At 56.9% G+C, this 24,955-nt stretch carries 28 protein-coding genes; 13 read left to right on the top strand and 15 right to left on the bottom strand.

From position 1 onward, the window contains the following. Positions 1-31: 31 nt before the first annotated feature. The 4 genes from rnt to eptA form a co-directional block, all read right to left on the bottom strand. Positions 32-682: a ribonuclease T gene (gene rnt / locus AB3U87_RS12270; protein ID WP_253454437.1), complete on the bottom strand. Its 651-nt coding sequence runs from the start codon at positions 680-682 to the stop codon at positions 32-34. Positions 683-785: 103 nt separating this feature from the next. After that, positions 786-1,193, bottom strand: a complete 408-nt coding sequence (gene gloA / locus AB3U87_RS12275; protein ID WP_253454436.1) for a lactoylglutathione lyase — start codon at positions 1,191-1,193, stop codon at positions 786-788. A 210-nt stretch (positions 1,194-1,403) separates the two neighbouring features. Continuing rightward, complete coding sequence (nemA, locus tag AB3U87_RS12280; protein ID WP_253454435.1) at positions 1,404-2,501, bottom strand: alkene reductase; 1,098 nt, start codon at positions 2,499-2,501, stop codon at positions 1,404-1,406. Positions 2,502-2,561: 60 nt separating this feature from the next. Continuing rightward, positions 2,562-4,229: a phosphoethanolamine transferase EptA gene (gene eptA / locus AB3U87_RS12285; protein ID WP_253454434.1), complete on the bottom strand. Its 1,668-nt coding sequence runs from the start codon at positions 4,227-4,229 to the stop codon at positions 2,562-2,564. Positions 4,230-4,360: 131 nt separating this feature from the next. On the opposite strand from eptA, the gene AB3U87_RS12290 reads away from it, so the two are divergent. Continuing rightward, on the top strand, positions 4,361-4,600 hold the full coding sequence (locus AB3U87_RS12290) for a DUF1289 domain-containing protein (protein ID WP_394149185.1): 240 nt from the start codon (positions 4,361-4,363) through the stop codon (positions 4,598-4,600). A gap of 74 nt (positions 4,601-4,674) precedes the next feature. Continuing rightward, entirely contained in the window at positions 4,675-5,193 is a 519-nt protein-coding gene (sodC, locus tag AB3U87_RS12295; protein ID WP_394149187.1) for a superoxide dismutase [Cu-Zn] SodC, read from the top strand. A gap of 39 nt (positions 5,194-5,232) precedes the next feature. Here the strand turns inward: sodC and AB3U87_RS12300 are convergent, their stop codons facing one another. From AB3U87_RS12300 to AB3U87_RS12315, 4 genes are read right to left on the bottom strand one after another with little or no spacing between them, the layout of a single operon-like run. Continuing rightward, positions 5,233-5,562, bottom strand: coding sequence for a NirD/YgiW/YdeI family stress tolerance protein (locus AB3U87_RS12300; RefSeq protein WP_394149189.1), 330 nt, complete (start codon positions 5,560-5,562; stop codon positions 5,233-5,235). A gap of 58 nt (positions 5,563-5,620) precedes the next feature. After that, positions 5,621-7,624, bottom strand: coding sequence for an FUSC family protein (locus AB3U87_RS12305; protein WP_394149191.1), 2,004 nt, complete (start codon positions 7,622-7,624; stop codon positions 5,621-5,623). Next, positions 7,621-8,478: an efflux RND transporter periplasmic adaptor subunit gene (locus AB3U87_RS12310; RefSeq protein WP_253454429.1), complete on the bottom strand. Its 858-nt coding sequence runs from the start codon at positions 8,476-8,478 to the stop codon at positions 7,621-7,623. Before AB3U87_RS12310 ends, AB3U87_RS12305 begins: the two co-directional genes overlap by 4 nt. Continuing rightward, positions 8,475-8,714 (bottom strand): DUF1656 domain-containing protein, encoded by a 240-nt coding sequence (locus tag AB3U87_RS12315; protein ID WP_253454428.1) that lies wholly within the window; start codon positions 8,712-8,714, stop codon positions 8,475-8,477. The genes AB3U87_RS12310 and AB3U87_RS12315 overlap by 4 nt, the downstream gene beginning before the upstream one ends. 149 nt (positions 8,715-8,863) lie before the next feature. On the opposite strand from AB3U87_RS12315, the gene slyA reads away from it, so the two are divergent. Next, positions 8,864-9,298, top strand: coding sequence for a transcriptional regulator SlyA (gene slyA / locus AB3U87_RS12320; protein ID WP_253454427.1), 435 nt, complete (start codon positions 8,864-8,866; stop codon positions 9,296-9,298). Positions 9,299-9,325: 27 nt separating this feature from the next. On the opposite strand, the gene slyB is transcribed toward slyA, so the two are convergent. Further along, positions 9,326-9,793, bottom strand: coding sequence for an outer membrane lipoprotein SlyB (gene slyB, locus AB3U87_RS12325; RefSeq protein WP_253461006.1), 468 nt, complete (start codon positions 9,791-9,793; stop codon positions 9,326-9,328). A 273-nt stretch (positions 9,794-10,066) separates the two neighbouring features. Between slyB and anmK the strand changes: the two genes are divergently transcribed. The 5 genes from anmK (at position 10,067) to pdxY (ending at position 14,592) form a co-directional block, all read left to right on the top strand. Next, positions 10,067-11,188: an anhydro-N-acetylmuramic acid kinase gene (anmK, locus tag AB3U87_RS12330; RefSeq protein WP_301253237.1), complete on the top strand. Its 1,122-nt coding sequence runs from the start codon at positions 10,067-10,069 to the stop codon at positions 11,186-11,188. Positions 11,189-11,208: 20 nt separating this feature from the next. Beyond that, positions 11,209-11,514, top strand: a complete 306-nt coding sequence (locus AB3U87_RS12335; protein ID WP_253454425.1) for an MliC family protein — start codon at positions 11,209-11,211, stop codon at positions 11,512-11,514. 60 nt (positions 11,515-11,574) lie between these two features. Then, a complete protein-coding gene (pdxH, locus tag AB3U87_RS12340; RefSeq protein ID WP_253454424.1) occupies positions 11,575-12,228 on the top strand; it encodes a pyridoxamine 5'-phosphate oxidase in 654 nt (217 codons plus the stop codon). 134 nt (positions 12,229-12,362) lie between these two features. After that, the gene (gene tyrS, locus AB3U87_RS12345) at positions 12,363-13,637 is read left to right on the top strand and encodes a tyrosine--tRNA ligase (protein ID WP_253454423.1); all 1,275 of its coding nucleotides are present in this window, start codon (positions 12,363-12,365) and stop codon (positions 13,635-13,637) included. Positions 13,638-13,731: 94 nt separating this feature from the next. Further along, positions 13,732-14,592, top strand: coding sequence for a pyridoxal kinase PdxY (gene pdxY, locus AB3U87_RS12350; protein ID WP_125289802.1), 861 nt, complete (start codon positions 13,732-13,734; stop codon positions 14,590-14,592). 33 nt (positions 14,593-14,625) lie between these two features. On the opposite strand, the gene AB3U87_RS12355 is transcribed toward pdxY, so the two are convergent. From AB3U87_RS12355 to AB3U87_RS12365, 3 genes are all read right to left on the bottom strand, one after another. After that, positions 14,626-15,366, bottom strand: coding sequence for an NADPH-dependent oxidoreductase (locus AB3U87_RS12355; protein WP_253454422.1), 741 nt, complete (start codon positions 15,364-15,366; stop codon positions 14,626-14,628). Positions 15,367-15,452: 86 nt separating this feature from the next. After that, positions 15,453-16,058, bottom strand: coding sequence for a glutathione transferase GstA (gene gstA / locus AB3U87_RS12360; protein ID WP_394149195.1), 606 nt, complete (start codon positions 16,056-16,058; stop codon positions 15,453-15,455). 86 nt (positions 16,059-16,144) lie between these two features. Continuing rightward, positions 16,145-17,068, bottom strand: coding sequence for a LysR family transcriptional regulator (locus tag AB3U87_RS12365; protein WP_301253240.1), 924 nt, complete (start codon positions 17,066-17,068; stop codon positions 16,145-16,147). 94 nt (positions 17,069-17,162) lie between these two features. On the opposite strand from AB3U87_RS12365, the gene AB3U87_RS12370 reads away from it, so the two are divergent. Both AB3U87_RS12370 and AB3U87_RS12375 read left to right on the top strand, forming a co-directional pair. Next, entirely contained in the window at positions 17,163-17,780 is a 618-nt protein-coding gene (locus AB3U87_RS12370; RefSeq protein ID WP_253454419.1) for a glutathione S-transferase family protein, read from the top strand. Between the two features lie 2 nt (positions 17,781-17,782). Beyond that, on the top strand, positions 17,783-18,658 hold the full coding sequence (locus tag AB3U87_RS12375; protein ID WP_394149198.1) for a pyridoxamine 5'-phosphate oxidase family protein: 876 nt from the start codon (positions 17,783-17,785) through the stop codon (positions 18,656-18,658). Between the two features lie 33 nt (positions 18,659-18,691). Here the strand turns inward: AB3U87_RS12375 and dtpA are convergent, their stop codons facing one another. Next, a complete protein-coding gene (dtpA, locus tag AB3U87_RS12380; protein WP_253454417.1) occupies positions 18,692-20,155 on the bottom strand; it encodes a dipeptide/tripeptide permease DtpA in 1,464 nt (487 codons plus the stop codon). A gap of 606 nt (positions 20,156-20,761) precedes the next feature. On the opposite strand from dtpA, the gene AB3U87_RS12385 reads away from it, so the two are divergent. Then, positions 20,762-22,213: a flagellin N-terminal helical domain-containing protein gene (locus AB3U87_RS12385; RefSeq protein ID WP_301253243.1), complete on the top strand. Its 1,452-nt coding sequence runs from the start codon at positions 20,762-20,764 to the stop codon at positions 22,211-22,213. 102 nt (positions 22,214-22,315) lie between these two features. Here the strand turns inward: AB3U87_RS12385 and AB3U87_RS12390 are convergent, their stop codons facing one another. Continuing rightward, positions 22,316-22,696 carry a winged helix-turn-helix transcriptional regulator gene (locus tag AB3U87_RS12390; protein ID WP_301253244.1) on the bottom strand — a complete coding sequence of 127 codons (381 nt, stop codon included), beginning with the start codon at positions 22,694-22,696 and terminating at the stop codon, positions 22,316-22,318. A gap of 99 nt (positions 22,697-22,795) precedes the next feature. Here AB3U87_RS12390 and AB3U87_RS12395 point away from each other — a divergent pair, with 99 nt between their 5' ends. Next, positions 22,796-23,527 carry an SDR family NAD(P)-dependent oxidoreductase gene (locus tag AB3U87_RS12395; RefSeq protein WP_301253246.1) on the top strand — a complete coding sequence of 244 codons (732 nt, stop codon included), beginning with the start codon at positions 22,796-22,798 and terminating at the stop codon, positions 23,525-23,527. Between the two features lie 179 nt (positions 23,528-23,706). On the opposite strand, the gene AB3U87_RS12400 is transcribed toward AB3U87_RS12395, so the two are convergent. Beyond that, a complete protein-coding gene (locus AB3U87_RS12400; RefSeq protein WP_253454413.1) occupies positions 23,707-24,321 on the bottom strand; it encodes a TetR/AcrR family transcriptional regulator in 615 nt (204 codons plus the stop codon). Positions 24,322-24,370: 49 nt separating this feature from the next. Between AB3U87_RS12400 and AB3U87_RS12405 the strand changes: the two genes are divergently transcribed. Further along, on the top strand, positions 24,371-24,919 hold the full coding sequence (locus AB3U87_RS12405) for an MBL fold metallo-hydrolase (RefSeq protein WP_394149201.1): 549 nt from the start codon (positions 24,371-24,373) through the stop codon (positions 24,917-24,919). Positions 24,920-24,955 lie beyond the last annotated feature (36 nt).

The raw sequence follows: 24,955 nt of genomic DNA on the forward strand, positions 1-24,955 counted from the left end.
CAGGCCTGACAATGCGTCAGGCCTGTTTTTTTTAGTCGAGGTTCGCCGTTTCCGCCAGCGGCCAGCCGCCCAGACGTTTCCAGCGATTAACCAGCTCACAGAACAGATCGGCCGTCTGCACGGTATCATACAGCGCGGAATGCGCCTGAGAACTGTCGAAAGGCATTCCGGCGGCCGTACAGGCTTTCGCCAGCACCGTTTGCCCCAGCACCAGGCCGCTCAGCGCGGCGGTATCAAAGGTGACAAACGGGTGGAAAGGATTACGCTTCAGCCCGGCTCTTTCCGCCGCGGCATTCATAAAATTCAGATCGAAAGTGGCGTTATGAGCCACCATGACGGCACGATTGCAGCCCTGATCTTTGATACCTTTGCGCACGGCTTTAAAGATGGCGTGCAGCGCTTCGTACTCGCTGACCGCGCCGCGCAGCGGATTGGCAGGATCGATGCCGTTAAAGGCCAGCGCTTCGGGTTGCAGAACCGACCCTTCGAACGGCTCAACGTGAAAATGGAGCGTTTCGTCTTTCTCCAGCCAGCCATCGTCGTTCATTTTCAGCGTGACGGCGGCCACTTCCAGTAAGGCGTTGGTTTTGGCGTCGAAACCGGCGGTTTCAACATCGATCACTACCGGATAAAAACCGCGAAAACGGCTGCTGAGGGCGTTAAGTTCGTTCGATTCGGACATCAGGATCTCACAGGCGAAAATTGAGCGCGTATTATGGCAAATTTCGGCATGGGTTGCAGCAGGGGAAGGGGAAAGAAGGGTGCCGGGAAGGCACCCCGACGCGTTACGCGCCCAGGCCGTGGCCCGCGTGTTTGTTTTCGATCAGTTCGATTTTATAGCCGTCCGGATCTTCCACAAAGGCGATAATGGTGGTGCCGCCTTTAACCGGGCCGGCTTCACGAGTTACGTTGCCGCCTTCGTTGCGGATACGGTCGCAGGTAGCCGCCACGTCGTCCACGCCCAGCGCGATATGGCCGTAGGCATCGCCCAGGTCATATTTATCCACGCCCCAGTTATAGGTCAGCTCAATCACCGCGCCTTCGCTCTCTTCGGTATAGCCTACGAAAGCCAGCGTGTATTTATATTCGGTGTTTTCACTGGTGCGCAGCAGGCGCATGCCCAGAACTTTAGTATAGAAATCAACGGAGCGTTGCAGATCGCCAACGCGCAGCATGGTGTGAAGTAAGCGCATAACATCCTCTTTGAACAAACGTTATCATCCGATAACAAGCATAGCCTGAATTCCTGCCGTTACGGGAACCAGCAGGCATTCCCGGCGGTAAAACGGCCTTCAGGCCGTTTTACCCGCGTGAGAGAATAGCAGCTATAGCCTGGCGGAAACCAGGAAATGCGTGCTTTCTCGCGCCGTCAGACGTCGGACGGCGATAAAACCCGCAGGCGCTTACAGGAACGGATAGTCCGTGTAGCCTTCTGCGCCGCCGCCGTAAAAGAGTTCCGGGCGTTGCTCGTTCAGCGGCGCGTTCTGCCGCAGGCGCTCGACCAGATCCGGATTGGCGATGTAGTCGCGGCCAAAGGCTACGGCGTCGATCAGGCCTTGTTCAATCAATGCTTCCGCTTTCTCAGCGCTGTAGCCGCCTGCGCCCACAATCACGCCGGGATAAGCGGCGCGGATCGCCTCGCGGAAGGCATCGCTGTAAGGCTTGCCGCCCGCCCAGTCCGGTTCTGAAATATGCAGATAGGCCAGATTGCGCTTCGCCAGCTCGCCGATGTAGTAAAGCGCGGCGGCTTCCTGATCTTCGCCGTTATCCAGACCGTTAAACGGGCCGAGCGGCGAAATACGAATGCCGATCCGGTCGGCGCGCCAGCCGTCAATGGCCGCATCCACCACTTCCAGCGCAAAGCGCGTGCGATTTTCCACGCTGCCGCCGTAGGCATCCGTGCGCTGGTTAGACGCGGGCGAAATAAACTGATGCATCAGATAACCATGCGCGGAATGCAGCTCCACCAGGTCAAAATCCGCTTCGCGCGCGTTGATTGTGGCCTGACGGAAATCGTTGATTACGTCGTCGATCTCATCCAGACGCAGCTCGCGCGGCGTGGAGGTCGCTTCACGGATCGTCCGGCCCTGGTCATCGCGCAGAGAGGTGCGGGTTTCGGCATTGATGGCGGAAGCCGAAACGGGCGCTTTACCTTCCGGTTGCAGGCTGCTGTGGGAAATACGTCCGGTATGCCACAGCTGCACCGAACTGTGGCCGCCTTCCTGATGGATGCCGGCGTTAATCGCTTTCCACGCGGCGATCTGCTCGGCGGTATGCAGGCCGGGCGCGCCGGCATAGCCTTTTGCCTGGAAGGAAATCTGCGTGGCTTCGGTGATCACCAGCCCGGCGCTGGCGCGCTGGCGGTAGTATTCACCCATCAGCGGCGTAGGAATATCGCCCGGTTCGATGCTGCGCAGGCGCGTCAGCGGCGCCATAAAGATGCGGTTAGGCACCACAATCGCGCCAAGTTTTAAAGGGGTAAAAAGTTTTTTCAGCTGCATTTATCGCTCCTGGGAAACCGGCTGCCAACCGCCGATACGGCGGTGGCAAAGCCAAAATTTTCAGTGACTATTGAGCGTAGTAGAGAAATTGCCGCTACCTGCAACGGTACGGCACGATCGGATCATATCCAGCGCAGGCTGATACTCTTTGGTTTCAATATTCATCATTCCCAGCAGCGTATGGAAAACGTTGTCCTGCGACACCGCCGCGCCGGAAGCCTGCCGCAGGCAGGTACTATTGATGCCAAAGGCGCTGGCGTAGCCGTCAGAAAGCCACAGCAGAAAGGGAATATGCGTCTGCTGAGTGGGCGCAATAAGATAAGGCGCGCCGTGCAGATACATCCCGCGTTCGCCCAGCGATTCACCGTGATCGGAAAGATAAATCAGCGCGACGTTGTAGCGGCTGCTGTAGGTCTTCAGCAGGCCGATGGTGTCATCCAGCATTGAATCGGTATAGACGAGCGTATTGTCATAGGTATTGACCAGCGCCTGGCTGTCACAGTCCTGGATCTGGTTACTGTCGCAGGTCGGAGTAAAGGGCCTCTTGTCTGCCGGATAGCGCCGGTAGTAAGCCGGGCCGTGGCTGCCCATCTGATGCAGCACAACTACCGTGTCGTTTTTCATGCTGTCCAGATAGCGATCCAGCCGCCACAGCAGCACGTCGTCAAGGCAGTAATCGTCACGGCAAAAGTTCTTCAGCTGCCAGCGCGTCATGTCGGTATGCGGCACGCGGTCACAGGCGCCCTTACAGCCGCCGTCGTTTTCCCGCCACAGCACGCTGACGCCCGCATGGGCCATTACGTCCAGTAGCCCTTCCTGATGGCGCGCCAGGCTGGCATCGTAATGCTCGCGCGGCATATTGGAAAACATACAGGGTACGGAAATGGCCGTTTCCGTTCCGCACGAAGTGGCGTTGGGATAATAGATGACGTTATCTTTTGCCAGCTTCGGATTAGTGTTGCGCACATAGCCGCCGAGTGAAAAATTTTCCGCCCGCGCCGTTTCGCCCAGCACAAACACCACCAGCGTTTTTTTCTGCTGCGCTAAAATCTGCGGGCCTTTACGTGCATCCTGGCCGATTTTAATCAGCGTGCGATCGCCGTCAAACCAGCGATTATCAATATAGTGGCCAATGCCGCTGACGATATTGACCGGCGTAATCATCTTCACCAGGCCTTTATTGTTACGGATAAGCGAGGCGTAATCTTTATAAAACAGCGCGGCGACCAGCAGGATCGCCAGCAGCGCAGCCAGGGCCGTGCCGGTGCGAAAAGCGATATTCATCCACCATGGACGCCGCGTTACAATCCTGACTCGCCAGATAAGCAGCGCGGGTAGCAGGCCCAGCAGAAGCAGCCAGAGGATATAGCGCAGGCTGAACAGGGCGGTCGCTTCCTGCAGATCCGTTTCAAACACGTTCTGGATCATATTGGTGTCGATAACGGTGCCAAAGCTGTAAATAAAATAGTTGGCCGCCGCGCTGACGATAGCCAGAAAAATTAACAGGGGTTTTCTGATCCACGGCAGGGCGGCCACGCTAAAAATAAACAGAAATCCGCAGAACAGCACCAGCGGCATGGTGGCAGCGAAAAAATAATCCTTCAGCTCGCTGTAAGGGATACGCTCCCAGGCGTGAAAAAAGAACAGCGCATTCGGGATAAGCGTAAAAAACAAGGCAGCATAAAAGTTAAAACTGATTTCATTGCAGCGTAAAGCAGTCAGCTTCATAAAGGTTCATCAGCAGTAAGCGGTGAATGAGCATAGCTTTGTTAGCACAATTAAACATTAACTGAGGCTAAACGATGTTAAAAGACTAACATTAATATTACATTTAAATTTTCCCTGCATAAGGAGCGACGTTGGCCGAACAACTGGAGTTTTTCCCCGTTCCCAGCCCGTGCCGGGGGATCTGTCAGAGCGACGATCGCGGCTACTGCCGTGGCTGCCTGCGTAGCCGCGAGGAGCGCTTTAACTGGATGAAGTTCAGCGATGCGCAAAAACGCGAGGTGCTGCGGCTTTGTCGTCTGCGCTGGCAACGACTGCATCGTGTCGGCAAACCGGCCGAGCCGGACGAACCGGAACAGCCTTCTTTGTTTTAGTAGACAGATTCTTATGCAGTTCTGCAAATAGCGGCCAGGCTTATAGCTTCCACAGCAAAATGTGAGGAAGTGTAATGAGAAGTATAAACCTGCTTATGGTATCGCTGGCCTTTTGCGGCCTGGCCCATGCCGCCAGCGAAAAAGTCGACATCAGGCTTGCCACGCCTGAAGGCGCGGGGGCGAGTATTGGTCAGGTGACGATTGAAGAAACGGCCTATGGCCTGAGCTTTACGCCGCAGCTGAAAGATTTACCTGCGGGTATTCACGGCTTTCACGTACACGCCAACGGCAGCTGCGATCCAAAAACCACCGACGGGAAAGTGGTTGCCGCAGGCGCGGCGGGCGGCCATCTCGATCCGCAAAAAACCGGCAAGCATCTGGGACCGTGGCAGGATGGCCACCTGGGCGATTTACCGGCCCTTTATGTGAGCGCCGACGGCACGGCGACCTATCCGGTGCTGGCGCCGCGCATTAAAAAACTGTCGGATATTAAAGGCAAAGCGCTGATGGTGCATGCCGGCGGCGATAACCATGCCGATCATCCTGCGCCGCTGGGCGGCGGAGGCGGCCGTTTCGCCTGCGGGGTGATCTAACCAAACCGCCGCCGCTCGTCGCGGCGGCAGGTTTATTGCCTAACGCAGCACGCTAATATGATCGACTTCGATTTCGGTATGCCCGCCGTTTTTATCCACGTCGCCGACCACGCGCACGGTTTTGCCAATCGCTACGTGATTGTCTTCCCACTCGTCATCATCAATGTCAATGCGGATTTTCCCGGTGCTGTCCTGCAGCCAGTAAAGATCGTCGTCGCCTGCATGTCCGGTGATTTTGCCTGTCAGCACCACGCGAGTATCATCGCGCAGCGTTTTCGCCTCTTTAACCGTGACGGTTTTTGCCGCATGAGCATAAGCCGGCAGAGAACAGGCGAGCAGAAAAACGGTAGCCAGAATTTTTTTCATCATGATCCCTCATTCGTTAAACTCCATGTAAGCGTGGCCAGTATAAATGAAAAACTCGGCGTTATGTCAATGTCGAAGCCTGCTGCAGCTGTGAGAGCGAGCAGTAAAGCCGCCAGGCAATACCCGCCAGTTCCGTTTCGCTTTTTGTTTTGCCCGCCGCCAGCAGATCCAGATTTTCCTGCAGTTCCTTTAACGTCTCTTCCAGCGCGTGCTGCTGTACGCCTTTACCGCTGATAATACGATGCAGATTGCTCAGCATGGCGTCCCGCACCGCCAGCAGCGCGGGCGAAGCGCATTGCCAGTCGCGCAGCTGCCAGACAATATGCGAACAGTTCAGCAGCACCACGCCCCAGCGCAGCAGCCACAGCCTGGCCGGCTCGTCACGGCTGGCGTTCAGCTGGTTGACCCGATAGTAAATCAGCGACTCAAAGCGGCTCTGGCTAAGGTGCGGCCTGCGGCTGAGCTGATCGAGAAACTCGCGGCGCAGCGCCCGGATATGGCGGCGGCTGCGCCGCTTGTCGGAACTGGGCCGCAAAATAAGAAAAGCCAGCCACGCGAGCAGCACGCCGCACACCTTGGCGATATTATTGTTAATAAAGCTTTGATAGTCATAGGTGGGCGGATTGGTAACGGCAAGAAACGAGCCGCCAAACACAATCAGCTGGCCCCACAGCGCGGCGCGCTTTTTCTGCTGCACCTTGAAAAGCTGTAGCGTGACCAGCAGCGGAAACAGCAGCAGCAAAAACTGCCACAGCACGCTGATTTGCACCATCAGGCCGAACTTGATGATAAAGCTGAACACGGAAAGCAGCAGCAGCGTTTTCAGCAGCAGCGACACGCTGCTGACGGGCGAAGGCACGGAGGAGTAGAGCACGCAGCTGATGGCGGCCAGCGTTAACGCTGCCGAGCCCGCATCCCACTGGGTGGCGATAGTAAAGGCGCAGCCCAGCACGATTACGCTAAAGGTGCGCAGGGCGCTCCAGCTGGCTTCCGCACTGTCGCTGTGCCTGGCGAGCGCCGGGGCGGCGGGCGGTGCGAGGCGGGTATCGTCGTCGGCCTGTTCAAACAGCCGCAGCCAGCGGCGGATATTCAGCCACAGCCAGCAGAAATAGCGCAGACGATGCCAGAAAGCCTGATAGCGATAGTCGCTTTGATCCTGCGGCGCGGCGCTGGCGAGCAGTCGCGCCAGACGATATTTATCGCAGTCGGCGCTCGCCAGCTCATCCAGCAGCTGCTGTACAACGGTATAGAGGCCTTCCGGCGCGTCGGGCCAGTTCAGCAGCATTCGGCGCAGGCTGGAGATCACGCTGGTGAGGCGCAGCTGCTGATGCAGGATATAGTTCAGCACGTTGTTTTGCCGACGAAAGCGATAATGGCTCCAGAACGCCTGAATACGCAGCAGATTAAGCGTGAGGATCTGCCCAATAACGTTTTCATGCGCGCTACGCACATTATCGGTGCTTTCGCGTTGCAGCAGCAGTCGTCCATGATCCAGCAGGCGAAGATGCATCTCTTTCAGCGAGTTAATCAACGTCTCGCCGTCCGAGGTGCTGGGCAGGATCATCATCATCAGGCCGCCGCACAGGATGCCGGTAATCACTTCGCAAACGCGCGCCTGGGTAATCTCCCACAGATCGCCGATTTCCGTAATATTAACCGTGGTAAACACAATAATGGCGGCGGTGTAGCCCGCCAGGGAAAACGCATAGGCAACGTTATTTTGATAATGGTTCTGGATCCAGGTGCAGAGCGCCAGCCAGCCCGCGATAGCCAGCGCAAACAGCCAGGGTTCGTTCAGCGTATAGCCCGCGATCAGCAGCGCCGCGCCCGCGCCCAGCAGGCTGCCCGCAATCCTGCCCAAACTTTTGCTGATTACGCCGCCGACGGTCGGAAAACTCACCACAGCGGCGGAAGTCATCGCCCAGTAAGGCTCGTCCAGCGCCAGCGCATAGGCGATGCTCAGCGCCAGACACATCGCGAGGGCATTGCGCAACGCGTAGCGCCACTGGCCTCGGGTCGCTTTGATCCACGGCAGGTTTTGCCACTCCAGCCACTGCCAGTTCATGGCGCAACGGTGATGGTGCAGGTGGTGCCCGCTACCAACGGCAAATCTTTTGGCCACGCGGCCAGGCGAATACGCACCGGCACGCGCTGCGCAAGGCGCACCCAGGGCACGTTCGGTTTGATATCGGGAATGAGTGAGCTGTCGCTTTCCACGCTTTGATCGTAAATAGCGCGGCCAATGCTTTCGACCTCGCCGTGCAGCACGCGGTTATCGCTGTAAAGCCGCACGGTCGCGCGATAGCCGGGACGAATATGGCGCAGCTTGGTCTCTTCAAAATAGCCCATTACATAAAAAGAGTGGCTGTCGACCAGCGCGAAGACCGGCGTTCCGCTGGTGGCATAGTTACCGGGCCGCACCACCAGATTGCTGATCCAGCCGTCGGTTGGCGCGGCGATTTGCGTCTGGGTCAGGTTCCAGCGCGCCTGTTCCAGCTGCGCCTGAGCGGCCTTTGCCGCCGCCGCCAGCGACTTCGCGTTCAGCTCGGCCGCATCCAAATCTTCTGCGGAAATCACGTTGCGTGGCAGACTCTGACGCCGCCGCGACTCATGCTGAGCCTTCAGCAGATCGGCCTGTGCCTTCGTCAGCTGCGCCTCGGCGTTCAGCACCGCGATGCGATAAGGCTCGGCGTCCAGCGTCAGCAGCGGCGTGCCTTTGGTCACGAACTGGTTATCTTTTACCAGCAGCGTTTCAATGCGCCCGGAAACCTGCGGCGTGATATTAACCAGCTCGGCGCGCACCTTACCGTCCCGCGTCCACGGTGACTGCATATAAAAATTCCATAGCCACCAGCCTGCGCAAAGCGCGGCGGCGAAGAAGATCAGCGTTGAAAAATATTTTAGCGAGTTGAATTTCATACGAATGCCATCAGTAGCCACAGCGAAGCGCTGACGCAGAGAATAAACAGGGAAAGGTCGAGCAGGGTGGGATGCCAAATCTCGCCGGAATAGATCCAGCTGCGCAACACGGGGTGGATCAGCAGCCAGAGGAAAAACCCGGCCAGCACGGCTTTAAACAGCGGCGGAAAATAGAGCGACGCGCCGAAAACCAGGTCGGTTAGCGGCGAAACAGCCGCCGTAAAAGCATTGTTCACTTAAAGCACTCCTTGTTACCCAGGTCACAGCATAGCTGTAGATTGGCATTACGCTTAATGTGAATGATATTTGTATTCTGTCCTGTAAACTCGCAGAATAGCCTGGAATGAGGCTTGATAGCTAGCAAGCTAATTATAAGGAGAGGAAATTGGATACCCCATTAGGAACGGATCTCGCAAGACTGGTGCGCATCTGGCGATCGCTAATCGACCAGCGCCTGAAACCCCTGGAGCTGACGCAGACGCACTGGGTCACGCTGCACAATATTCATCAGCTGCCGCCGGAGCAGTCGCAGATCCAGCTGGCCAAAGCCATCGGCATTGAACAGCCTTCGCTGGTGCGCACGCTGGATCAGCTGGAAGAAAAAGGGCTGATTACCCGCACCACCTGCGCCAGCGATCGTCGCGCCAAGCGCATCAAGCTGACCGAGGAAGCGGCGCCGATCATTAGCGAAGTCGAGCATGTTATCGACGCCACGCGGGATGATATTTTGGCTGGTATCTCCCAGCAGGAGATCGACCAGCTGGTGACGCTAATCGCCAGGCTGGAAAAGAATATTCTGGATCTGCAAAACCGCGAATAAAAGAACCGGCGATTGCCGGTTCCTCGGTTAGCGTGGCGAAACGGTGATCTGGCTGCCGTTGGAAGCCAGCGCGACGCGCTGTCCTACAGCGAAACGGCTGTTGCCCTGTTTCTGCACCACCATAATGGTGTTGCCGTCATCCTTACGGATCTCCAGCTCCACGCCCTGAGTTTTGTTTATGGATCCCTGCACGCCCTGACCGGCCACGCCGCCGGCAATTGCGCCTGCCGCCGTCGCCAGGCTGCGGCCCGTGCCGCCGCCAACGGTATTACCCAGGAAGCCGCCGAGCACCGCGCCGCCGAGCGCGCCGATCACATTGCTGTCGTCGCCGCCCTGGATCTGGACGGGACGGACGCCAACCAGCGTGCCGTAAGTGACGCTCTGCACCTGTTTCGCTTCCGAGGCGGTGTAAACGTCGCCGGAAAGCGAGCTGTCATTGGCGCAGCCTGCTAAAGTCACACCGGTCAGTGCTACGATCATCATGCGCTTCAACATCATCAAACTCCTTTCTTTTCCATGTGCTGCAGTCAATTGCGCAGCGATCAATAACCTAATTATATGGTACAGGCAATGCCTGCTGTGTGGTTACGTCAAAAAATTGCTTTAAGCATAGCGCAGTGCGGGTAAACCTGAAATCAATGCCGGCGCGGAAAGCGCAGTAAAAAGTCTGTCATCATGTAAAAATGCACAGTTAATCATAGAATTGCTGCACCGTTTTTGCGACGCTGTACTCAGGTTTGATATTCCCACAGCGGGTAAGGGACTTTGATGAGATCGGGACGTTATATAGGCGTAATGTCAGGAACCAGTCTGGACGGCGTGGACGTGGTGCTGGCCGCAATTGACCCGCAGATGGTGGCGCAGCAGGCCAGCTACTGCCACCCCATGCCGCTGGCGCTGCGCCAGGAGATCCTGGCGGTCAGCCAGGGGCAGTCGCTGACGCTTTCCCGGCTGGGGCAGCTGGATACGCGGCTGGGCCGGCTGTTTGCCGAAGCGGTACAGGCATTGATCGAGCGCGAAGGGCTGGAGAAAGAGGATATCGCCGCCATCGGCTGCCACGGGCAGACCGTCTGGCACGAGCCGCTGGGCGACGCGCCTAATACGCTGCAAATCGGCGACAATAACCAGATAGCCGCGCTGACCGGCATTACGGTGGTGGGGGATTTTCGCCGCCGGGATATGGCGTTAGGCGGACAGGGCGCGCCGCTGGTGCCCGCTTTTCATCAGGCAGTGTTGATGCATCCTGAAGAGCGGCGGATGGTGCTGAATATCGGCGGCATTGCCAACCTCTCGCTGCTGCTCCCCGGCCAGCCGGTGGGCGGCTACGATACCGGGCCGGGCAATATGCTGCTGGACGCGTGGATCTGGCGTCACCAGGGTCAGCCTTACGATCGGGACGGCGCCTGGGGCAGCAGCGGCCAGGTAGTGTATCCTTTATTGCAGCAAATGCTGGCGGATCCCTGGTTTGCACTGGCCGCGCCCAAGTCTACCGGCAGAGAATATTTCAACCCGGCCTGGATCGACCGGCAGCTGGTTAACTTCCCCGGTCTGCCGCCGCAGGACGTGCAGGCCACGCTGGTCGAGCTGACCGCATCCACTATTGCGCAGCAGGTGATGCTGAGCGGCGGCTGCGAGCGGCTGCTGGTGTGCGGTGGCGGCGGAAAAAACCCGCTGCTGATGGCGCGGTTGAAAGCACTGCTGCCGGGCATTGAAGTCAACGCCACCGATGAGGTCGGCATTCGCGGTGACGATATGGAAGCGCTGGCTTTCGCCTGGCTGGCCTGCCGTACGCTCTCATCGCAGCCGGGCAATCTGCCTTCCGTGACCGGCGCGCGCGAAGCCTCCGTGATCGGTGCAATCTTTCCCGCTAATGTTCAGCGCTGCCGCTGAGTTATCTGAATGGAGCAAAGATGAAAAAATGTTTATTGCTGATGGCCGCGCTGCTGCTGAGCGGGTGTCTACATCAGACGCCTGAAAAAATCAGCCGGCTGCACTATCGCTGCGGCACGCTGCCGCTGTCGGTGCTGCTGGATAACGATCGTGAGGAAGTGAATCTGATTCTGGACGGCAATCCGCTGACGCTGAAGCAGCAGCCCGCCGCTTCCGGCACGCGCTATGCCGATGAAAACTACGTTTTCTGGTCAAAAGGCGACGGCGCTTTTGTGGAGCGCAACGGCAAAATCATCATTGACGACTGCCGGCTCGAAAACCGTTAACTCGTTGAAATTGATTGTGATGAGGCGCACAATGCCTCAACTCTGATAGCGGAAAATCCCATGAATGACGACAGCCTACAGCAGATTGCTCATCTGCGCCGTGAATATACTCGTGGCGGCCTGCGCCGCAAGGATCTGCCTGACGACCCGCTGGTGCTGTTTGAACAGTGGCTGAGCCAGGCGGTTGCCGCGCAGCTGCCGGATCCTACTGCCATGAGCGTGGCGACCGTGGACGAGCACGGGCAGCCTTACCAGCGCATCGTGCTGCTGAAGCATTTTGATTCGCGCGGCATGGTGTTTTACACCAATCTGGGCAGCCGCAAAGCGCAGCATCTGGAAAAAAATCCGCGTATCAGCCTGCTGTTTCCGTGGCATATGCTGGAGCGCCAGGTGATGGTGCTGGGCCGCGTTGAAAAACTGTCAATGATCGACGTGATAAAGTACTTCCACAGCCGCCCGCGCGAAAGCCAGATAGGCGCATGGGTATCGAAACAGTCGAGCCGCATTTCCGCGCGCGGCGTGCTGGAAGGCAAGTTTCTGGAACTGAAGCAGAAATTTCAGCAGGGCGAGGTGCCGCTGCCGAGCTTTTGGGGCGGCTATCGCATTACCATAGACTCAATGGAGTTCTGGCAGGGCGGCGAACATCGTCTGCATGACCGCTTTTTCTACCAGCGCGACAACGAGGCGTGGAAAATCGATCGTCTGGCGCCCTGATTGCGCGAAATAATCCGTTAAGCGCTGGCACAGAGCCCGTCGGCGCTTTATTCTATACCCCTTTTTTTCATCCGCTAGCCAGCGGAGAGCTGTGTACCAGCAAAGGTGCAGACTTTTTTTACACGGAGTCACAGATGGGCAGCAGTAACCTGATTAAACAATTGCAAGAGCGTGGCCTGGTCGCCCAGGTAACGGATGAGGAAGCGTTAGCAGAGCGGCTGGCGCAAGGGCCAATCGCGCTCTATTGCGGCTTCGATCCGACCGCGGACAGCTTGCATTTGGGCCATCTGGTCCCGCTTCTCTGCCTGAAGCGCTTCCAGGATGCCGGTCACCGTCCGGTGGCGCTGGTGGGCGGCGCGACCGGTCTGATCGGCGATCCGAGCTTTAAGGCGGCCGAGCGCAAGCTGAACACCGCGGATACCGTTAACGAGTGGGTGGAAAAGATCCGCGGCCAGGTCGCGCCTTTCCTGAACTTCGACTGCGGCGACAACAGCGCCGTAGCGGCCAATAACTACGACTGGTTCGGCAGCATGAACGTGCTGACTTTCCTGCGCGATATCGGTAAGCACTTCTCCGTTAATCAGATGATTAATAAAGAAGCGGTGAAGCAGCGTCTGAACCGTGACGACCAGGGCATCTCCTTTACCGAGTTCTCCTACAATCTGCTACAGGGCTACGACTTCGCCTGCCTGAACGAGCGCTACGGCGTGGCGTTGCAGATTGGCGGCTCCGATCAGTGGGGCAATATCACCTCCGGTATCGATCTGACTCGTCGTCTGCATCAGAACCAGGTGTTTGGCCTGACCGTTCCGCTGATCACTAAATCTGACGGCACCAAGTTCGGTAAAACCGAAGGTGGCGCGGTGTGGCTGGACGCGAAGAAAACCAGCCCGTACAAATTCTACCAGTTCTGGATCAATACCGCGGACGCCGACGTTTACCGCTTCCTGAAGTTCTTTACCTTTATGAGCATTGAAGAGATCAATGCGCTGGAAGAAGAAGACAAAAACAGCGGTAAAGCGCCTCGCGCCCAGTATGTGCTGGCGGAGCAGGTCACGAAGCTGGTGCACGGCGAAGAAGGCCTGACCGCCGCGCAGCGCATTACCAAAAGCCTCTTTTCCGGCAGCCTGGCGGAAATGACCGAAGCGGACTTTGAGCAGCTGGCGCAGGACGGAATGCCGTTTGTTGAGCTGGAAGCCGGTCAGGATCTGCAACAGGCGATGGTCGACGGCGATTTAGCGCCGTCTCGCGGCCAGGCGCGTAAGCTGATCGAATCGAAAGCGGTAAGTATCAACGGTGACGTGCAGCTCAGCGCGGAATACGCGTTTGCACCGGCAGATCGCCTGTTTAATCGCTTTACGCTGCTGCGCCGTGGTAAAAAGAACTACTGTCTGATCGTCTGGAAATAATGCTTCAGGCGTGAACAGACAAAGGCGCGTCCTGAAGCAGGGGCGCGCCAGCCCGCTTTTAAGCATCCCGTCCCTTTTTTCCGGCAAGGTTTCCATGAAAAACATTCTCTCCGTCCAGTCGCACACCGTTTTCGGCCATGCCGGCAACAGCGCCTCGGAATTCCCGATGCGCCGCATGGGCGCAAACGTTTGGCCCCTGAATACCGTACAGTTTTCTAATCATACCCAGTACGGCCAGTGGACCGGCGTGGTTATGCCCGCCAGCCACCTGACCGATATCGTCAGCGGCATTGCGGCTATCGACCGGCTGAAAACCTGTGATGCCGTGCTCAGCGGCTATCTTGGCTCCGCAGAGCAGGGCGAGCAGATCCTCGAAATCGTTCGTCAGGTGAAAGCGGCTAATCCCGACGCCTGGTACTTCTGCGATCCGGTGATGGGGCATCCTGAAAAGGGCTGTATCGTTGCGCCCGGCGTGGCGGAGTTTCATGCCCGCAGCGCGCTGCCCGCCAGCGATATTATTGCGCCGAACCTGCTGGAGCTGGAGCTGCTCAGCGGTCATGAGGTCAACAGCGTGGAGCAGGCTATCGCCACCGCGCGCGAGCTGATCGCCAAAGGGCCGAAAATCGTGCTGGTGAAGCATCTGGCGCGGGCAGGCCAGCGCAGCGATCGCTTTGAGATGCTGCTGGTCACGGCGGATGAGGCCTGGCATATCAGCCGTCCGCTGGTGGATTTTGGCGTGCGTCAGCCGGTAGGCGTCGGCGATCTGACCAGCGGGCTGCTGCTGGTGGATCTGCTGCACGGTCTGGGGCTGAAAGAGGCGTTAGAGCACATTACGGCGGCGGTCTATGAAGTGATGCTGAAAACCCATGAGATGGGAGAGTACGAGCTTCAACTGGTGGCGGCTCAGGACAGTATCGCCAATCCCCAGCAGCATTTTGATGCGGTAAAACTCTGATATTGCCGGGCTGAAAGCAGCCCGGCAACCTCATTATTTCTCGTTGCCGAAGCCCTGCTTAAGCAGCGCGGACAGCACGTCCGGGAAATAGATATTTTGATAGTAGCCGGAAACGCTCTCGCTCCAGCTTTCGCCGTCCTGGCGGCCGATATTCTGCCAGTGCTGCACCATCTCCTGATTATAAGCCGCGATATTTTCCTGCAGGCCTTCCGTGCTGTAGCGCTCTTCGTGACGGAAAGTGCTCAGCGGCAGGCGCGGTTTCTGATGCGCCGGCTCATCCACATAGCCAAGCGCCAGCCCGACCACGGGGAAAGTCAGCTCGGGAAGATGCAGCAGCTCAATCATCGCCTGCGGATCGCGACGGATGCCGCCAATCGGCACAATGCCCAGGCCTTCAGCCCGCGCGGCCGTCATCACGGCGCCCAGCGCAATGCCGATGTCGGTCGCGCCGGAGACCACGCTTTCAATACTCTGCTGGGCAATCTGCTCTTTATCGATGGCCGCCATCGCCTGCTGGCTTTTATGCATATCCAGCACAAAGGTGATAAACAGCGGCGCTTTGGCAATCCACGGCTGGCCGCCGGCAATAGCGGAAATCTTGCCGCGAGCTTCGGCATTGCGCGTAATAACCAGCGACACCTGCTGTGAGTTCACCGAGGTTGGCGCACGGTAGGCGGACGCAACAAGACGATCGAGGATAGCGTCATCAATCGGACGATCGGTAAAGCTGCGCTCGCTTTTATGGGCGGTAAGGATATCAATTACGGAACTCATAGTACCTCCAGATGTAATAGCCGCAGAGTATAAGGCATTGCCGCTACGCGGTTTAACACCTTATGCGCTGGCTCATCCGCAGGCCTTCAGTTCAGTCCTTCCGCCTCTAAGGCCTCAATTACGGATGGTCGTGCCGCAACGCGCTGAAACCAGCCTTCCAGCGCCGACAGGCTGGCTATATTCAGCTTCAGCAATTTCGCCCAACGCATTACGGTAAACAGATAGGCATCTGCGGCGCTGAAATGCAGGCCAGACAGCCACTGTTTGTCTTTCAGCTCGCCATCGATCCAGGTGAATTTTTCCTCCAGCTGCTGGCGCAACACGGTTTTATAGTCGTCCGGCGCGGCATCGCTGAACAGCGGCGAAAAGCCTTTATGCAGCTCCGATGAGATAAAGCTCAGCCATTCCAGCGTTTGGTAGCGCGCCAGCGTGCCGGTCGGCGCCAGCAGCTGACGGTCGGGCTTCAGATCCGCCAGATACTGGACAATCGCTACGCCTTCGGTCAGCACGGTGCCGTCGTCAAACTGTAGCGCGGGGACTTTTCCTTTTGGGTTTATCCGGCGGTAATCTTCCTGTTGCTCGGTGATCCCGGCGGCGGTATCGACCCTGACCAGCGTGAAATCCAGGCCCGTTTCCAGCATCACGATATGCGGCGAAAGCGAACAGGCACCGGGTTTAAAGAACAGTTTCATGGCGTACTCCCTGACTCAGAGGAAAAGATGTTCTTAGCTTAGTGCCGTCTGCTCAAAAAGTCAGCGGCTTTGCGTACGCGGCTGGCTTAATCGATCTCTTTTTCGGGCTGGCCCGGCTTATTGGTCTGAAAACAGGCAAGCTCGGGCAGCGCGGCGCGAGCCAGCTCCCAGAATGCCCGCACGCGGGCGGGCATATATTTGACATTCTGCGTCACCAGCTGCACCGGAACGGCGGCGCAACGAAACGCGGGCAGCACTTCGCACAGCGTTCCCGCCTGTAGATCCTCGTAAACCTGATAGGAGAGCAGGCGGGCGATGCCTTTTCCCGCGCGGGCGGCGATCAGCTGGGTTTCCACCTCGTTAACGGTTAGCCTGGGCGTGATGCGAACGCGCTCCTGCAAGCCAGCGGCGGTAAAGCGCCACGTTTTACTGGCTGTCACACCGGCAATCAGATGGTGATCCGCCAGCGCGGCAGGCGATAAAGGCTCGCCCATGCGGGCCAGATAGTCCGGGCTTGCGACCAGCAGGCGCCGCACGCGGCCAACCTCGACGGCAACCAGCGAAGAGTCGCGCAGCTGCCCAATGCGCACCGCCATATCCAGCCCTTGCTCAATCAGATCCTGATAGCCGTCGTTGAGCTGTAAATCGATTTGGATATCCGGATAGCGCTCCAGAAACGTCAGCACCAGCGGGGCGACATGCCTGCGGCCAAACTGCACCGGCGCGGTCAGGCTAAGCTGGCCGCTGAGCGGATTGCCGTCGCTGGCGGAAAGCGCCTGTTGATAAGCGTCCAGCACGCCTTTTGCCCGTTCAAACAGCGCAACGCCTGCGGGCGTCGGCGCCAGGCGACGCGTGGTACGCTCTATCAGCGTACAGGCCAGGCGCTGCTCCAGCGCGGCCAGCGTGCGGGTTATCGCCGCCGGAGAACGCCGCAGCATGCGGGCCGCCGCCGCCAGGCTTCCCTGCTGCACCACGGCGACAAAGACCGCCAGCTCGTCGAGTTTATCCATCACCGTTTCACTTTATGAAATTATGAATTGCTATCTTTGCCGGTTTACGCCGTTTTCAGCAAGAGTATGCTGGAAAAAACAGAGGAGAAACGTCATGACTACCTTAACGCTTTATGGAACGGAACTTTCGGGGCACGTGCATCGCGTCCGGCTGCTGCTGGCTATGCTGAACCTGCCGACCACCCTGAAAGAGGCTGGTGCCGATGTCAGAAAAAGCGCCGCTTTTCTGGCGCTGAATCCGCTGGGACAGGTGCCGGTGCTGGTGGATGGCGAGCACGTCATTACCGACAGCAACGCGATACTGATCTGGCTGGTAAAACGCTATGCGCCGGACAGCCAGTGGCTGCCGCAGGATCTGCATCAGCAAGCCCAGGTGCAGCAATGGCTGGGCAAGGCCGCAGGCGAAATTCGCTACGGGGTTGCCTCGGCGCGGCTGATTAAACAGTTCGGCACGCCAGAGAATTATGACTCGGCAGTGGCGACAGCGCGTAAATTTTTACCGCAGATGGAGGCGCATTTAGGCGGCAAAAGCTGGCTGGTGGGCGACAGCGCGACGCTTGCCGATTTGGCCTGCTATGCCTACGTCGCCTGCGCGCCGGAAGGCGGCATTTCGCTGCGCGACTATCCGGCTATTCGCCAATGGCTGCAAAACGTTGAGGCGCTGCCGGGATTTATTGCGCTGCCGCCGCTGCCGCATCCACAGGAAGCGTAACCATGTTCCACTCCGGCGAACGTCTGGCGCAGCAAAAGGCGGGCTTTAGCCCCGAAAGCGCCGCCATCTATACGGCAATGCCGCAACAGCACCAGCTGTTTTACGCCGGGCTGAGCCAGTTTTATTTCAGCACGATCGATGCCGCCGGCTATCCGGTTGCGGCCGTTTTGCAGGGCGAGCCGGGATTTGTGCAGGCAACGGATGAGAACCATCTGCGCATAGCCACCGCTTCCTTAACGACCTTTCCCGGCCTGCCGGCTTTAAGACCCGGCATGACGGCGGGCGGCCTGGGCCTCGATTTTTCCAACCGGCGGCGCAATCGGGTCAACGGCACGATCGCCAGCGTTACGCCAGATTTTGTGACGCTCGCCGTGCAGGAAAGCTTTGGCAACTGCCCAAAATATATTCAGCGGCGGATCTTGCCTGAGCACCAGCCGCTGCGACAGCCGGAGCGGGAGCCGCTGGCCGCGCTGGATGCCGATGCGCGCTACCTGATCGCCGCCGCGGATACCTGCTTTATCGCCAGCCGCGCGCCGCAGCAGGGCGCGGATATTTCCCATCGCGGCGGGCCGCCGGGTTTTATCGGGATGACGCAGGGGAAGCTGGCGATCGTTGACTACGCGGGCAACCGTTATATGAATACGCTGGGGAATCTGCTGCTGGCGCCTCGCTGCGCGCTGCTGATTATGGATTTTCATCAGGGCGCGGCGCTGCATATTCAGGGAACGGCGGAGCTTGTCTGGCCACAAAAGGAGGGGGAAGAACGTTGCCTGCTGATCGCGCCGGAAAAAATAGTACGTTTTCGTCAGCTGCTGCCCGCCGCCGGGCTGGCGGTGGAGTTTGCCGCCTCAACGTTGGCCGTCAATAAAAAAGGGTGACGTGGCGTCACCCTTTTCAGCACTAAGTCGATATCAGTTCTGCGTCATGCGGTTCAGTTTAGGCGCGGTCAGCATCATCAGAACAGCAATAACGCCGGTCACGATACCGATCTGCAAAAAGACGTCGCCATAAACGTGCAGCGACTGCAGCGGATCGGTGATGTTTTCCGGCACCGCCATCATGTTGGCAACTTTACCGGCCACCATGGCAGCGCCTGCCGTGGTCAGGAACCAGGAGCCCATAATAAAGCCCATCAGACGCTGCGGCACCAGCTGGGCGACCATCGCCAGGCCCAGCCCGGAGATCATCAGCTCGCCCACGCTTTGCAGCGCATAGCTCAGGATCAGCCAGCCCACCGACACGATACCCAGATCGTTGGCGAATTTCGCGCCCAGCGGCAGCACGAGGAAAGCGATGGAGCAAAGCACCATGCCCAGCGCAAACTTGTGCGGCATCGGCAGGCGGTCGCCCATCTTGTTATAGATTGCCGCCAGCAGCGGGCTGAAAATCATGATCCAGAAAGGATTCAGCGCCTGATACTGCTCGGGCTGGAAGGTCAGGCCCAGGATGCTGTGCTCGACGTTGCGGATGGCGAAGAAGTTCAGCGAGGTCGGCATCTGCATATAGAGCACGAAGAACACGATGGCTTCCACCATCAGCAGAAACGCGACGATCATCTTGCGGCGCGGCGCGCCCTGTAAGGCAAAAGTTTCTTTAGCGAACAGCAGCACGATGCCGATAGCGACCACTGCCAGCAGCAGACGCGCGACGCCCTGATTGTGCAGCATCCAGGTCGCAATGACGATCAGCACCGCGATACCGACTATCGTTGCCAGCAGCTTGCCTACCTGCAACGGCTGGAAGTCAGGCTTAGAACCATGATCTTTCACCCAGCGGCGGCAAATCATAAAGTTCACCAGGGTGATCAGCATGCCGACAAAAGAGAGTGAGAAGGCGACGTTCCAGCCATAGTGCGCGGCCAGCCAGGGCGTGGCCAGCATGGAGAAAAAGGAGCCGATATTGATCGCCATGTAATACATGGTGAAGGCGCCGTCCAGGCGGGGATCGTCTTTTTCATAACAGGTAGAGAGCAGCGAAGAGGGATTCGCTTTAAACAGGCCGTTACCGACGGCAATCGTTGCCATGCCGATATAGACCATGCTGACGTCATGCCCTGACCAGGCCACCAGCGCGTAGCCCAGCGCCAGCACCAGCGTGCCCAGCACGATAACGCGTTTGGTGCCGAGCACCTTATCGCCCAGCCAGCCGCCAACGGCTATCAGGCCGTAAACCAGCGCGCTGAAAGAGGCGAACAGCGTAATAGACTGCTCTTCGGACATGCCCAGCATCTTGACGAGATAAACCGCCATGATGCCCTGTAGGCCGTAGTAACCAAATCGTTCCCAGAGCTCAATCGAAAAAATTAAATAAAAGGATCGGGGCTGTTTAAACGCGTTGAGACTGGTGTTCTCAGGATGTTTGTTTGCAGTTGACACGGATACCTCTGGAGTCAATCGCCTGATTTGAAGCGAAAATTAAGTCGGTTTTCATCAGGACGGGCTTTAGCCGCATAGTTATAAATTCGGAAAATCGGCGGTTAATTTCGCCGATTGCGTGCTGTCAGGCAAGCCTTTTTTCAAATAAGGTCAAGCGCAGTTTTATTAGTGTTTATTACATTTGAAAAGCCCGTGCCTGCTATAAACTGCTTTTTTTACATAAATGTTAAACATATTGCTCTGTATCAAGGTTAAGGGTTGCGCAAAAAGCCCTATTAATAACCTGTCTGTAACAGCTGGATATTTCTCTTACCGCAGCAAACTTAAGCAATATTATGCGTGGTTTATGCACGCCATTTCACAAAAAATAGAGGATTATCACGTTTCTGCCGCCATCTGGCCCGACTCAACGAGCTAAAACGGCGCAGTTAAGTGCATCATAAGTTATTAATGAGTGAAAAATAACTTATCCAACCGTGCGCCATGTTGGCCTCTGGCGCGGAAAGGCGAGATTTATTTGGGTTGTGTAAAGATTAATCGTGCCGTCTAAAGCCGTCCTGGCTGCAGCCGATAACTTCACTACCTCAATAATTGTGCAGAGTGATAATGTTAACGATTTACAACAATGAAACTGCGCTGGCCACGGGCAATGCCCGAGCGGCGAACAGCTCGCTGCTGGCGCAATCTATTGAGCGGCTTTCCTCTGGTTTGCGCATTAATGGCGCGCGCGACGACGCGGCGGGGCAGGCTATCGCCAACCGTATGCAGGCGAACGTCAACGCCGACAGCGCGGTAACACGCGGCCTTAACGACGCTATCAGCTACGCGCAGACGGCGGAAAGCGCGCTGGGCAACATTGGCGATATGCTGATCAAGGCAAAAAGCCTTGCGGTACGCGCGGCCAACGGCACTATGTCAGTGTCCGACCGCCAGAGCTATAACGCGGAATATCAACAGCTGCTGGCAAGCATCAACGGCATCGCCAGCGGCACGGAAATTTTTGGGCAGTTTCCTCTGGCGACCGATAAGCCGGAGCTGCCGCCGGTGCTGTTGGGCAACGTTGCGCCTATCGGCACTAAATTCCCGATAGCCGGACAGAACTACTCCTTTAACTCCGGCGTGATTTCGCTGGCGTATATTCCGGCCGGCACCACGAATATTTCTATTACCGTTGATTCCTTGAGCATGGATGACGATGTGCAGCTGTTCACGCGCGACGGCAAGCATCTGGCCGGCACGCCGATCGAAGGCGGCACGCCCGACTTTACGTGGGCCAGTAAAGGCGTCACCGATGCCGCCTCCGCGACCAGCAAGCTGATGAGCGTCAGCAACGGTTTCAGCAGCGGCGCCAGCTACGACGCTTCAGGTCTGAATGAAGGCGGCCCGGCGTGGGCGTTGAACGGCAGCGAAACCTCCAGCTATAACGGGATGAGCATCACCTATAGCGGCGACGGCGATCGCTATGAAGATGCGGCCACGGGCGCGGCGAACGACGGCACGGTAACCAGCAATACCCTGGAACGGGTCAGCATTGATAACGTCAGCGAAGATCTTATCGTGGTGGTGGTGGGCAACGGTTCGTTTAACAGCAACCTGACGTGGGGCTCGTTGCCGCAGCCGACCGCCACGCCAGCGGTGCCGCCGAAACAGAGCCAGCCTTTAGAGGTGATCACCAGCGCCAACTATGGTCAGCCGATCCAGTCGGATACCCTGGGGCCGACGCCGTCCGATACCAAAACGCTGGGTCTGGACAACACCAGCCTGCTGACCGATGGTGCCATTCGTACGGCGATGGGCGCGCTGGATGCGGCATTGAACAAAGTCAGCAGCTACCGTTCCGATTATGGCTCGAAGATCAACCGTTACGAGTCCAACAAATCGGTGCTGTCACAGCAGAGTATCGCGACGCAGGCGGCACAGAGCCGCATTCAGGACGCCGACTACGCGCAGGAAGCCAGCAAGCTGGCTATGGCGCAGATCAAAGAGCAGGGGCAAAATGCGGTCACGAAGATGGCCAACCAGCAGGCGCAAAACGTGCTGACGCTGCTGCGCGATTAATTCTTCGTAACAGAAAGCAGCGGATGCTTTCGCCTCCTTAAAGCCTGCAACAACCCGAAAGGCCAGGCGGCTCATCGCAAGGTTACCCAACGTTTCGCTGATTCAGCAAAGTTTTTCCGCATGTTTAGCGTCATATATCAACTGAGCCTGTGCCATTTCAGGGCCATATTTTAGCGCCCATTCGTACAGCGCATTAAAAGGGTCCTGGAGCGACTGCGCGAGTGCGGTAAGACTGTACTCCACGCTCACCGGCGAACCAGACAGTACCTTTCGATGAACCAGTCCATTGCGCTCAAGCCGCTTAAGCGCATCAGCCAAAGCCTTGTGCGTAATGCCGTCCAGTCGGCGGCGCAGTTCATTAAAGCGCACGGGTTCACTACAAAGCACGGTAAGAATTAAAATCGACCATTTATTGGTTATATTCTCAAGAACCGGGCGGGTTTTTCCTATTTCTTTCAGGTCATTACAGTCAGTCTGATTCATAGCGATATACTCCGGAATACCTGGTATAAACAAAGTGCGTAATTGTTATTAAGTATAAAAATTATATCATCTGTTTTCCATCCTGACAGGAGTGAGCAGATGAGTAGGTTAAATAATAAAGTTGCCCTGATACTCGGCGGCGCCAAAGGCATTGGTCTTGCTATCAGCCAGCGATTTGCCAGTGAAGGGGCAACAACCTGGTTCACCTCGCGCCGCAACGAGGAATTAGCAGCAGCCAGCCACACCATAGCCGGCGATGGCAGGCCGCTACGTGCCGATGTCAGTCAGATAAGCGAACTAACGCGTATAGCTGAGCTGATTAAGACGGAGTCCGGCCAGATAGATGTGCTGGTGATCAATGCCGGCATGTCGACATATTCGACCCTTGATGAAGTTACCCCAGCGCATTTTGATACTACTTTCGGTTTGAACGTGCGCTCACCGCTGTTTGCTCTCCAGGCCGCACTTCCCCTGATGAAAGCGGGCGCCAGCGTGGTATTGATAGGTTCTGTCGCCGATGTCCTTGGCACACAGGGATATGGCGTATACGGCGCCAGTAAGGCGGCGCTTCGTTCTTTTGCCCGCACATGGACACGTGAACTCTCCGAGCGGGGCATTCGCATTAATGTTGTCGCTCCCGGCCCTGTTGATACGGAGATGATGCAGGCAGCCTCTGAAGAGCTACGCAACGGGATAATCAGCGCCATTCCTTTAGCAAGAATGGGCAGGCCTGAAGAAGTTGCCAATGCAGCATTATTCCTCGCGAGTGACGAAAGCAGCTATATAGCCGGAGCGGAAATTTGTGTGGATGGTGGGCTGACACAAGTTTGAGCGAGGTAGTTTAAGTTTCACGCACCCTGAGAACCTGTGTCCGCTTCTCACACTGAACCTCCGGCAGGACAACCGGCGGCCAGGCGTGAGAAGGGGGCCTGGATCCGATCTCACAAAGCGTTTTTTAAGAAAGTACAACCAGGGATCCCTTCAGGATCGAGCATTAATCAATACCGGTTTCATGACATCTGCTTTAAAATTCGGGTGACATTTGCAGCCAGATATTCCTCGTCTACAGGCTCTTGAGTAATCAAAATTCTGAACCATACAGGTGCAATAAGCGTTTCAAGTATGGCTCTGCGTTGCCCCTCAAAGCCAGCTTCACCGCGCCGGATTGCCCGTTCGAACATCATCTCTGCCTGCTGAAACCTCTGCTCCCATACGTCCCGAATTGCCGATCCAACCAATTCGTCGCCTGACGAAGTGGCATCGATCGCGCCTTGTATCATTTTCCTGCCCTCTGATGAAGAAAGCATACTGGTTATCATCTTTAAGAATTCGTACAAATCAAGATGCAGGCTGCCGCTGTCTGGAATGGAAACCATGCTTTCAGCTGTACTTCTGAACACATCGGCAATCAACCTTGTTCTGTCAGGCCATCGGCGATAGACCGTTGAGGCGTTTACTCCGGCAATATGGGCCACTTTACGGTGTGTTAAGGCATTCGCCCCTTCTTGCATGAGTATCTGTCGGGCAGCCTGCAATACAGCCTCTCTGACTTTCGCACTGCGCCCACCCGTTCTCTCTTTTACTGCGTCGAGTGAACCTTTTTCCTCAGGTATTGCTCTCATCATGATTAAAGCCTAAGATTTATTGCAACACTTGTTGCGTTAAGAGGATGACATGAAAATACATTGCCTGCAAACCGGAGACGTCCAGATTAAAAGCCGGCATCAACTGGCACGTTACGAGGCTCGTCCTGCCCGTGTAGTCGATGTCCTGACAGACAAAGACTGGAGTCCTCGTCTTCCGATCGGATGCTGGCTGATTGAACATCCGGAAGGGCTTATCTTAGTAGATACGGGCGAAAGCTCACACGCAAACGATCCCGGATATCAACCCTGGTGGCACCCATTTATGCAGAAGTGCGAGAGAAGATGGGTCAAACCTGAAGAAGAAGTGAATGCAGGAATTCAGGCACTTGGATTCAATCTGCGGGAGATAAGATGGGTGATAATGACGCATATGCACGGCGATCACGCAGGAGGAATCGGGCACTTTCCTGACAGTGAGATAATCCTGAGCAAAAAAGAGGCGCATGACGCCCTTGCATGGAGTGGGCCAGTGCAGGGTTTCCTTAACAAGCATTATCCCAAATGGCTTAAACCGACCATCACTACACATGATGACGTGAATCGCCACGGGTTTAACAGACACCTCAGAGTCATTTAAGATGGCTGAAAGAGAGGTGCCCATGAGCGGTAAGCG

Source organism: Erwinia plantamica, from assembly GCF_043420595.1.
GTDB lineage: Bacteria > Pseudomonadota > Gammaproteobacteria > Enterobacterales > Enterobacteriaceae > Erwinia > Erwinia aeris.

Excerpts from the sequence above, each read along its gene's own strand:
- rnt (WP_253454437.1), bottom strand. The coding sequence starts at position 682 with ATGTCCGAATCGAACGAACTTAACGCCCTCAGCAGCCGTTTTCGCGGT.
- gloA (WP_253454436.1), bottom strand. The coding sequence starts at position 1,193 with ATGCGCTTACTTCACACCATGCTGCGCGTTGGCGATCTGCAACGCTCC.
- nemA (WP_253454435.1), bottom strand. The coding sequence starts at position 2,501 with ATGCAGCTGAAAAAACTTTTTACCCCTTTAAAACTTGGCGCGATTGTG.
- eptA (WP_253454434.1), bottom strand. The coding sequence starts at position 4,229 with ATGAAGCTGACTGCTTTACGCTGCAATGAAATCAGTTTTAACTTTTAT.
- sodC (WP_394149187.1), top strand. The coding sequence starts at position 4,675 with ATGAGAAGTATAAACCTGCTTATGGTATCGCTGGCCTTTTGCGGCCTG.
- AB3U87_RS12300 (WP_394149189.1), bottom strand. The coding sequence starts at position 5,562 with ATGATGAAAAAAATTCTGGCTACCGTTTTTCTGCTCGCCTGTTCTCTG.
- AB3U87_RS12305 (WP_394149191.1), bottom strand. The coding sequence starts at position 7,624 with ATGAACTGGCAGTGGCTGGAGTGGCAAAACCTGCCGTGGATCAAAGCG.
- AB3U87_RS12310 (WP_253454429.1), bottom strand. The coding sequence starts at position 8,478 with ATGAAATTCAACTCGCTAAAATATTTTTCAACGCTGATCTTCTTCGCC.
- slyB (WP_253461006.1), bottom strand. The coding sequence starts at position 9,793 with ATGTTGAAGCGCATGATGATCGTAGCACTGACCGGTGTGACTTTAGCA.
- anmK (WP_301253237.1), top strand. The coding sequence starts at position 10,067 with ATGAGATCGGGACGTTATATAGGCGTAATGTCAGGAACCAGTCTGGAC.
- AB3U87_RS12335 (WP_253454425.1), top strand. The coding sequence starts at position 11,209 with ATGAAAAAATGTTTATTGCTGATGGCCGCGCTGCTGCTGAGCGGGTGT.
- pdxH (WP_253454424.1), top strand. The coding sequence starts at position 11,575 with ATGAATGACGACAGCCTACAGCAGATTGCTCATCTGCGCCGTGAATAT.
- tyrS (WP_253454423.1), top strand. The coding sequence starts at position 12,363 with ATGGGCAGCAGTAACCTGATTAAACAATTGCAAGAGCGTGGCCTGGTC.
- pdxY (WP_125289802.1), top strand. The coding sequence starts at position 13,732 with ATGAAAAACATTCTCTCCGTCCAGTCGCACACCGTTTTCGGCCATGCC.
- AB3U87_RS12355 (WP_253454422.1), bottom strand. The coding sequence starts at position 15,366 with ATGAGTTCCGTAATTGATATCCTTACCGCCCATAAAAGCGAGCGCAGC.
- gstA (WP_394149195.1), bottom strand. The coding sequence starts at position 16,058 with ATGAAACTGTTCTTTAAACCCGGTGCCTGTTCGCTTTCGCCGCATATC.
- AB3U87_RS12365 (WP_301253240.1), bottom strand. The coding sequence starts at position 17,068 with ATGGATAAACTCGACGAGCTGGCGGTCTTTGTCGCCGTGGTGCAGCAG.
- AB3U87_RS12370 (WP_253454419.1), top strand. The coding sequence starts at position 17,163 with ATGACTACCTTAACGCTTTATGGAACGGAACTTTCGGGGCACGTGCAT.
- AB3U87_RS12375 (WP_394149198.1), top strand. The coding sequence starts at position 17,783 with ATGTTCCACTCCGGCGAACGTCTGGCGCAGCAAAAGGCGGGCTTTAGC.
- AB3U87_RS12385 (WP_301253243.1), top strand. The coding sequence starts at position 20,762 with ATGTTAACGATTTACAACAATGAAACTGCGCTGGCCACGGGCAATGCC.
- AB3U87_RS12390 (WP_301253244.1), bottom strand. The coding sequence starts at position 22,696 with ATGAATCAGACTGACTGTAATGACCTGAAAGAAATAGGAAAAACCCGC.
- AB3U87_RS12395 (WP_301253246.1), top strand. The coding sequence starts at position 22,796 with ATGAGTAGGTTAAATAATAAAGTTGCCCTGATACTCGGCGGCGCCAAA.
- AB3U87_RS12400 (WP_253454413.1), bottom strand. The coding sequence starts at position 24,321 with ATGATGAGAGCAATACCTGAGGAAAAAGGTTCACTCGACGCAGTAAAA.
- AB3U87_RS12405 (WP_394149201.1), top strand. The coding sequence starts at position 24,371 with ATGAAAATACATTGCCTGCAAACCGGAGACGTCCAGATTAAAAGCCGG.